The 8,444-nt window shown below is 53.6% G+C and carries 9 protein-coding genes; 7 read left to right on the top strand and 2 right to left on the bottom strand.

What is annotated here, in order from left to right:
* From FC814_RS23590 to csiR, 7 genes are all read left to right on the top strand, one after another.
* Window positions 1-57 carry an IS1 family transposase gene (locus FC814_RS23590; RefSeq protein WP_003032489.1) on the top strand — a complete coding sequence of 19 codons (57 nt, stop codon included), beginning with the start codon at window positions 1-3 and terminating at the stop codon, window positions 55-57.
* Window positions 58-260: 203 nt separating this feature from the next.
* Window positions 261-1,238 carry a glutarate dioxygenase GlaH gene (glaH, locus tag FC814_RS17830; protein ID WP_010345713.1) on the top strand — a complete coding sequence of 326 codons (978 nt, stop codon included), beginning with the start codon at window positions 261-263 and terminating at the stop codon, window positions 1,236-1,238.
* Between the two features lie 19 nt (window positions 1,239-1,257).
* On the top strand, window positions 1,258-2,526 hold the full coding sequence (gene lhgO / locus FC814_RS17825) for an L-2-hydroxyglutarate oxidase (protein WP_105290654.1): 1,269 nt from the start codon (window positions 1,258-1,260) through the stop codon (window positions 2,524-2,526).
* Between the two features lie 22 nt (window positions 2,527-2,548).
* Window positions 2,549-3,997 carry an NADP-dependent succinate-semialdehyde dehydrogenase gene (gene gabD / locus FC814_RS17820; protein WP_137326253.1) on the top strand — a complete coding sequence of 483 codons (1,449 nt, stop codon included), beginning with the start codon at window positions 2,549-2,551 and terminating at the stop codon, window positions 3,995-3,997.
* Between the two features lie 13 nt (window positions 3,998-4,010).
* Window positions 4,011-5,291 (top strand): 4-aminobutyrate--2-oxoglutarate transaminase, encoded by a 1,281-nt coding sequence (gabT, locus tag FC814_RS17815; protein ID WP_105290655.1) that lies wholly within the window; start codon window positions 4,011-4,013, stop codon window positions 5,289-5,291.
* A gap of 310 nt (window positions 5,292-5,601) precedes the next feature.
* On the top strand, window positions 5,602-7,002 hold the full coding sequence (gene gabP / locus FC814_RS17810) for a GABA permease (protein ID WP_010345708.1): 1,401 nt from the start codon (window positions 5,602-5,604) through the stop codon (window positions 7,000-7,002).
* A gap of 20 nt (window positions 7,003-7,022) precedes the next feature.
* Window positions 7,023-7,685 carry a DNA-binding transcriptional regulator CsiR gene (gene csiR / locus FC814_RS17805; protein ID WP_000156829.1) on the top strand — a complete coding sequence of 221 codons (663 nt, stop codon included), beginning with the start codon at window positions 7,023-7,025 and terminating at the stop codon, window positions 7,683-7,685.
* Here the strand turns inward: csiR and kbp are convergent, their stop codons facing one another.
* On the bottom strand, window positions 7,686-8,135 hold the full coding sequence (gene kbp / locus FC814_RS17800; RefSeq protein WP_000522419.1) for a potassium binding protein Kbp: 450 nt from the start codon (window positions 8,133-8,135) through the stop codon (window positions 7,686-7,688).
* 82 nt (window positions 8,136-8,217) lie between these two features.
* Window positions 8,218-8,376, bottom strand: coding sequence for a YqaE/Pmp3 family membrane protein (locus tag FC814_RS17795; protein WP_000508177.1), 159 nt, complete (start codon window positions 8,374-8,376; stop codon window positions 8,218-8,220).
* Window positions 8,377-8,444 lie beyond the last annotated feature (68 nt).

Raw genomic sequence — 8,444 nt, 5'->3', positions numbered from 1 at the left:
GTGGAGCTGCATGACAAAGTCATCGGGCATTATCTGAACATAAAACACTATCAATAAGTTAGAGTCATTACCCGTTATTCCCCTAAAAAAGCATCTGGCACTCACCAAATCAAATGTTAACCATTTGTTGTTTTCGATCACAATAAGAAAACAATATGTCACTTTTGTGCGCATTTTTCAGAAATGTAGATATTTTTAGATTATGGCTACGAAATGAGCATCGCCATGTCACCCTACATCTCATAAGAGGATCGCTTCTGATGAATGCACTGACCGCCGTACACACTAACGCTGTCGATTCAGGCCAGGACTATAGCGGATTCACCCTCACCCCGTCGGCGCAATCCCCTCGCCTGCTGGAACTTACCTTCTCTGAACAGACGACCAAACAGTTCCTTGAACAGGTCGCCGAGTGGCCCGTGCAGGCACTGGAGTACAAATCGTTTCTGCGTTTTCGGGTAGGCAAAATTCTTGACGACTTGTGTGCAAATCAGCTGCAACCACTGCTGTTGAAGACGTTGCTAAACCGCGCTGAAGGTGCGTTGTTGATCAATGCGGTGGGTGTCGATGATGTGAAGCAAGCGGATGAGATGGTGAAGCTGGCAACGGCGGTAGCGCATCTGATTGGTCGTTCCAATTTCGATGCCATGAGCGGTCAGTATTACGCGCGTTTTGTAGTGAAAAATGTCGATAACTCAGATAGCTATCTGCGCCAGCCGCACCGCGTAATGGAACTGCATAACGACGGCACCTACGTTGAAGAAATCACTGATTACGTGCTGATGATGAAAATCGACGAACAGAACATGCAGGGCGGAAACTCGCTGCTGCTGCATCTCGATGACTGGGAACATCTGGACCACTTTTTCAGCCATCCGCTGGCGCGCCGTCCGATGCGCTTTGCCGCGCCGCCAAGTAAAAACGTCAGTAAAGATGTATTCCATCCGGTGTTCGACGTCGATCAGCAGGGTCGCCCGGTGATGCGCTATATCGACCAGTTCGTCCAGCCAAAAGATTTCGAAGAAGGCGTGTGGCTGAGCGAGCTTTCCGATGCCATTGAAACCAGCAAAGGCATTCTGTCTGTGCCGGTTCCCGTTGGCAAATTCCTGTTGATTAACAATCTGTTCTGGCTGCACGGTCGCGACCGCTTTACCGCGCATCCGGATCTGCGTCGTGAACTGATGCGCCAGCGCGGCTATTTCGCATACGCCACTAACCACTACCAGACGCATCAGTAAGCGCAAAGGAATTGAGCGGATGTATGATTTTGTGATTATTGGCGGCGGCATCATCGGCATGTCGACCGCCATGCAACTGATTGACGTCTATCCGGATGCCCGCATTGCGCTACTGGAAAAAGAGTCCGGCCCGGCCTGCCATCAGACGGGTCACAACAGCGGCGTGATCCATGCCGGGGTCTATTACACACCCGGCAGCCTGAAAGCGCAGTTTTGCCTGGCGGGGAACCGCGCCACCAAAGCCTTTTGCGATCAAAACGGCATCCGCTACGACAACTGCGGCAAGATGCTGGTCGCCACATCCGCACTCGAAATGGATCGGATGCGCGCGTTATGGGAACGCACGGCGGCAAACGGTATCGAGCGCGAGTGGTTAAACGCCGACGAGCTGCGCGAGCGTGAACCGAATATCACCGGGCTTGGCGGTATTTTTGTGCCGTCCAGCGGCATTGTCAGCTACTGCGAAGTGACAGCGGCGATGGCAAAAATCTTCCAGGCCAGAGGCGGTGAGATTATCTATAACGCCGAAGTCAGCGGCCTTAATGAGCATAAGAATGGTGTGGTGATACGTACCCGTCAGGGCGGCGAATATGAAGCGTCGACGCTGATTAGCTGTTCCGGGCTGATGGCTGACCGGCTGGTGAAAATGCTCGGCCTCGAACCGGGCTTTATCATCTGCCCGTTCCGAGGCGAGTATTTCCGCCTCGCGCCGGAGCATAACCAGATTGTTAACCACCTGATTTACCCCATTCCCGACCCGGCAATGCCCTTTTTAGGCGTTCATCTCACCCGGATGATCGACGGCAGCGTGACCGTTGGGCCAAACGCGGTGCTGGCTTTCAAACGTGAAGGCTATCGCAAGCGCGACTTCTCATTTAGCGACACGCTGGAGATTTTGGGCTCGTCGGGGATTCGCCGGGTGCTGCAAAACCATCTACGCTCAGGACTGGGCGAGATGAAAAACTCGCTGTGCAAAAGCGGCTATCTGCGGCTGGTGCAAAAGTATTGTCCCCGGCTTTCGTTAAGCGATCTCCAGCCCTGGCCTGCCGGTGTGCGGGCGCAGGCGGTATCGCCGGACGGTAAGCTGATTGACGATTTTCTGTTTGTCACCACCCCGCGCACGATCCACACCTGCAATGCGCCCTCCCCGGCAGCGACATCAGCAATTCCTATTGGTGCGCATATTGTCAGCAAGGTACAAACGCTGTTGGCAAGCCAGAGTAACCCCGGACGCACGCTGCGAGCGGCACGTAGTGTGGATGCCTTACACGCCGCATTTAATCAATAACCTTTGAAAACAGGACGTAACAATGAAACTTAACGACAGTAACTTATTCCGCCAGCAGGCGTTGATTAACGGGAAATGGCTGGACGCCAACAATGGTGAAGTCATCGACGTCACCAATCCGGCGAACGGCGACAAGCTGGGTAGCGTGCCGAAAATGGACGCTGATGAAACCCGCGCCGCTATCGACGCCGCCAATCGCGCCCTGCCCGCCTGGCGTGCGCTTACCGCCAAAGAACGCGCCACCATTCTGCGTAACTGGTTCAATTCGATGATGGAGCACCAGGACGATTTAGCGCGCCTGATGACCCTCGAACAGGGTAAACCGCTGGCTGAAGCGAAAGGCGAAATCAGCTACGCCGCCTCCTTTATTGAGTGGTTTGCCGAAGAAGGCAAACGTATTTATGGCGACACCATTCCCGGTCATCAGGCCGATAAACGCCTGATTGTTATCAAGCAGCCGATTGGCGTTACCGCCGCTATCACGCCGTGGAACTTCCCGGCGGCGATGATTACCCGTAAAGCCGGCCCGGCGCTGGCGGCAGGCTGCACCATGGTGCTGAAACCTGCGAGTCAAACACCGTTCTCTGCGCTGGCGCTGGCGGAGCTGGCGATCCGCGCGGGCGTTCCGGCTGGCGTATTTAACGTCGTCACTGGCTCGGCGGGGGCTGTCGGTAACGAACTGACCAGCAATCCGCTGGTGCGCAAGCTGTCGTTTACCGGCTCAACCGAAATTGGCCGCCAATTAATGGAACAGTGCGCAAAAGACATCAAAAAAGTGTCGCTGGAGCTGGGCGGCAACGCACCGTTTATCGTCTTTGACGATGCCGATCTCGATAAAGCCGTGGAAGGCGCGCTGGCCTCAAAATTCCGCAACGCCGGGCAAACCTGCGTCTGCGCCAACCGTTTATACGTGCAGGACGGCGTGTATGACCGCTTTGCCGAAAAATTGCAGCAGGCGGTGAGCAAACTGCACATCGGCGACGGGCTGGATAAAGGCGTTACCATCGGGCCGCTGATCGATGAAAAAGCGGTAGCCAAAGTGGAAGAGCATATTGCCGATGCGCTGGCGAAAGGCGCTCGCGTGGTTTGCGGCGGTAAAGCGCACGAACGCGGCGGCAACTTCTTCCAGCCGACCATTCTGGTGGACGTTCCGGCTAACGCCAAAGTGTCGAAAGAAGAGACGTTTGGCCCCCTCGCCCCACTGTTCCGCTTTAAAGATGAAGCCGATGTGATTGCGCAAGCCAACGACACCGAGTTTGGTCTTGCCGCCTATTTCTACGCCCGTGATTTAAGCCGCGTCTTCCGCGTAGGCGAGGCGCTGGAGTACGGCATCGTCGGCATCAATACCGGCATTATTTCCAATGAAGTCGCCCCGTTCGGCGGTATCAAAGCCTCGGGACTGGGTCGTGAAGGTTCGAAGTATGGCATCGAAGATTACTTAGAAATCAAATATATGTGCATCGGTCTTTAACTGGAGAACGCGAATGAGCAGCAATAAAGAGTTAATGCAGCGCCGCAGTCAGGCAGTTCCTCGTGGCGTTGGGCAGATTCATCCGATTTTCGCTGATCGTGCGGAAAACTGCCGGGTGTGGGACGTTGAAGGCCGTGAGTATCTTGATTTCGCGGGCGGGATTGCGGTGCTCAACACCGGGCACCTGCATCCGAAAGTGGTGGCGGCGGTAGAAGCGCAACTGAAAAAACTGTCGCATACCTGCTTCCAGGTGCTGGCTTACGAGCCGTATCTGGAGTTGTGCGAAATAATGAATCAGAAGGTGCCGGGCGATTTCGCCAAAAAAACGCTGCTGGTAACGACCGGTTCCGAAGCGGTGGAAAACGCGGTGAAAATCGCCCGCGCTGCCACCAAACGCAGCGGCACCATCGCCTTTAGCGGCGCTTATCACGGGCGCACGCACTACACGCTGGCGCTGACCGGCAAGGTGAATCCGTACTCTGCGGGCATGGGCCTGATGCCGGGGCATGTTTATCGCGCGCTTTATCCTTGCCCGCTGCACGGCATCAGTGAAGATGACGCTATCGCCAGTATCCACCGAATCTTCAAAAATGATGCGGCACCGGAAGATATCGCTGCCATCGTGATTGAGCCGGTTCAGGGCGAAGGCGGTTTCTACGCCGCAACGCCTGCCTTTATGCAGCGTTTACGCGCACTGTGTGACGAGCACGGGATTATGCTGATTGCCGATGAAGTGCAGAGCGGCGCGGGGCGTACCGGCACGCTGTTTGCAATGGAGCAGATGGGCGTGTCACCGGATCTTACCACCTTTGCGAAATCGATCGCGGGCGGCTTCCCGCTGGCGGGCGTCACCGGGCGCGCCGAAGTGATGGACGCGGTCGCACCTGGCGGTCTGGGCGGCACCTATGCCGGTAACCCGATTGCCTGCGTAGCCGCGCTGGAAGTGTTGAAGGTGTTCGAGCAGGAAAATCTGCTGCAAAAAGCCAACGACCTGGGCCAGAAGCTAAAAGACGGATTATTGGCGATCGCCGAAAAACACACCGAGATCGGCGACGTTCGCGGGCTAGGGGCGATGATTGCCATCGAGCTGTTTGAAGATGGCGATCACAGCAAACCGGACGCAAAACTCACCGCCGAGATCGTGGCGCGCGCCCGTGACAAAGGCCTGATTCTTCTCTCCTGCGGCCCGTATTACAACGTGCTGCGCATCCTTGTGCCGCTCACTATTGAAGATGCTCAGATTCGTCAGGGTCTGGAGATCATCGGCCAGTGTTTTGATGAGGCGAAACAATAGCTATGTCTGTTTGTAAGAGTTAACCGTTGCTAAGGGAATGATAACGATACAGTAAAAAATAATAACGATGAGGCGATCGACAAAGTTAAAAATGACTGCGGACTGTCCCCTCGCCCCTCTGGGGAGAGGGTTAGGGTGAGGGGTATACACGCTGCTAAACCCTCACCCCGACCCTCTCCCTGAGGGAGAGGGAGAAAACCATCACGCTTTCGCTTTTAAGATTTTGTTGACCACCTCAATTAAACGCGTGACCCGACGCGGGAAATGTCGGGGCGCTCTCCCAAGTGACACACTTTCGAGAGGATTCAGGATGGGGCAATCATCGCAACCACATGAGCTAGGCGGCGGACTGAAATCACGCCACGTCACCATGTTGTCTATTGCCGGTGTTATCGGCGCAAGTCTGTTTGTCGGTTCGAGCGTCGCCATCGCCGAAGCGGGCCCTGCGGTATTACTGGCTTATCTGTTCGCCGGATTACTGGTGGTTATGATTATGCGGATGCTGGCAGAAATGGCGGTCGCCACGCCCGACACCGGCTCCTTTTCCACCTACGCCGATAAAGCCATTGGTCGCTGGGCGGGCTATACCATCGGCTGGCTGTACTGGTGGTTTTGGGTACTGGTTATCCCGCTGGAAGCCAACATCGCCGCCATGATCCTGCATTCGTGGGTTCCAGGTATTCCCATCTGGTTATTTTCCCTGGTCATTACCCTCGCCTTAACCGGCAGTAATTTATTAAGCGTTAAAAACTACGGTGAATTTGAATTCTGGCTGGCGATATGCAAAGTGATTGCCATTCTGGCGTTTATTTTCCTTGGAGCTGTAGCAATTAGCGGTTTTTACCCTTATGCCGAAGTGAGCGGTATTTCAAGATTGTGGGATAGCGGCGGCTTTATGCCGAACGGCTTTGGCGCGGTATTAAGCGCGATGCTGATAACCATGTTTTCTTTTATGGGGGCAGAGATTGTCACCATTGCGGCAGCCGAATCCGACACGCCGGATAAACATATTGTCCGCGCCACCAACTCGGTTATCTGGCGTATCTCCATTTTCTATTTGTGTTCTATTTTTGTCGTCGTGGCACTCATTCCGTGGAATATGCCAGGACTGAAAACCGTGGGTTCCTACCGTTCCGTGCTGGAGCTGCTGAATATTCCACATGCAAAATTCATTATGGACTGCGTTATTTTGCTGTCGGTGACCAGTTGTCTGAACTCGGCTCTGTATACCGCCTCAAGGATGCTCTACTCCTTAAGCCGTCGCGGGGATGCGCCAGCGGCAATGGGTAAAATCAACCGCAGCAAAACCCCGTATGTGGCAGTATTACTCTCGACCGGCGCGGCGTTTTTAACGGTGGTAGTGAACTATTACGCGCCTGCGAAAGTGTTTAAATTCCTGATCGACAGCTCCGGCGCTATTGCCCTGCTGGTTTATTTAGTCATCGCCGTTTCGCAATTGCGGATGCGTAAAATCCTGCTGGCGGAAGGCGGCGAAATTCGCCTGCGCATGTGGCTTTATCCGTGGCTCACCTGGCTGGTGATTGGCTTTATTACCTTTGTACTGGTGGTGATGTTATTCCGCCCGGCGCAGCAACTGGAGGTGATCTCCACCGGCTTATTAGCGATAGGGATTATCTGTACCGTGCCAATTATGGCACGCTGGAAAAAGCTGATATTGTGGCAAAAAACACCCGTTCATAATACACGCTGATAATGTTCAGGAGTCACACCATGACCATTACGTCTCTGGATGGCTACCGCTGGTTGAAAAACGATATTATTCGCGGCAATTTTCAGCCAGATGAAAAATTACGGATGAGTTCGCTAACGTCGCGTTATGCACTCGGCGTCGGGCCGTTGCGGGAAGCCCTTTCGCAACTGGTGGCGGAACGGCTGGTCACGGTGGTGAATCAAAAAGGGTATCGGGTGGCGTCTATGTCAGAGCAAGAACTGCTCGATATTTTCGACGCCCGCGCCAATATGGAAGCGATGCTGGTGAGTCTGGCAATTGCCCGTGGCGGCGATGAGTGGGAGGCTGACGTTCTCGCAAAAGCGCATTTGCTCAGTAAGCTTGAGGCTTGTGACGCCAGCGAGAAAATGCTTGATGAATGGGACCAGCGCCATCAGGCATTTCATACTGCAATTGTGGCGGGCTGTGGCTCCCACTATTTACTGCAAATGCGTGAACGGTTGTTTGATCTGGCGGCGCGCTATCGGTTCATCTGGCTGCGGCAAACGGTGCTTTCTGTAGAAATGCTGGAAGATAAACATGAACAGCACCAGACCCTGACTAAGGCGGTACTGGCGCGAGATACGGCGCGCGCCAGTGAGTTAATGCGCCAGCATCTACTGACGCCAATTCCGATTATCCAGCAGGCGATGGCTGGCAATTAACTACTCTTCAGGAATACGCAACACCTGCCCCGGGTAAATTTTATCCGGGCTTTTTAGCATCGGTTTATTCGCTTCGAAGATTTTATTGTAGAGATTGGCGTTACCGTAAACCTGTTTGGAAATAGCACTCAGAGTGTCACCAGACTTAACGGTATAAAACTGGCTGGCAGTGCCTGGCGTCGCCGTTTTTACCTGATCGTCCACGCTGGCAATACCGGAAATATTCCCCACTGCAACAAGGATTTTTTCCTTCGCTTCCTGACTTAAGCCGTCACCTGTAACCGTCGCTTTACCATCGACAATCTGAATATTCACTTTATCGGCATCAGGTATACCGGTTTTGTTCAGATGTTCCTGCACCTTCTTCGCCTGATCGTCTTTATCATGCTGACCAGTAACCGCGTCCCAGAGCTTTTCTCCGGCATCTTTCACAAAATTGAACAGACCCATAATTACCTCATTCGTTAACGGAAACACTCAGAAAGTGTAGCAGAGGAACGCGGCGCGTTAACGCCGCAGGATGAGCACAGGATCAATCGCGGGTTTGCACCCAGAAAGCGTGAATTAAACCAGGGATATAGCCAAGAAGTGTCAGCAAAATATTAATAATGAATGCCCAACCAAATCCTTTCCCCAGCAGCACGCCGAGCGGTGGCAAAATGATGGTGATGACGATTCTCCAGAACCCCATATGTCCTCCCTATAAGAAAATTACTCATTGTTTAAAAAGAAATTTTATCTCTTAAGCATAGTAATTTT

The organism is Escherichia sp. MR, assembly GCF_005280595.1.
GTDB classification, from domain to species: Bacteria; Pseudomonadota; Gammaproteobacteria; order Enterobacterales; family Enterobacteriaceae; genus Escherichia; species Escherichia ruysiae.
The sequence above is the reverse complement of the archived record's forward strand: the minus strand, read 5'-3'. Positions and strand labels throughout refer to the sequence as shown.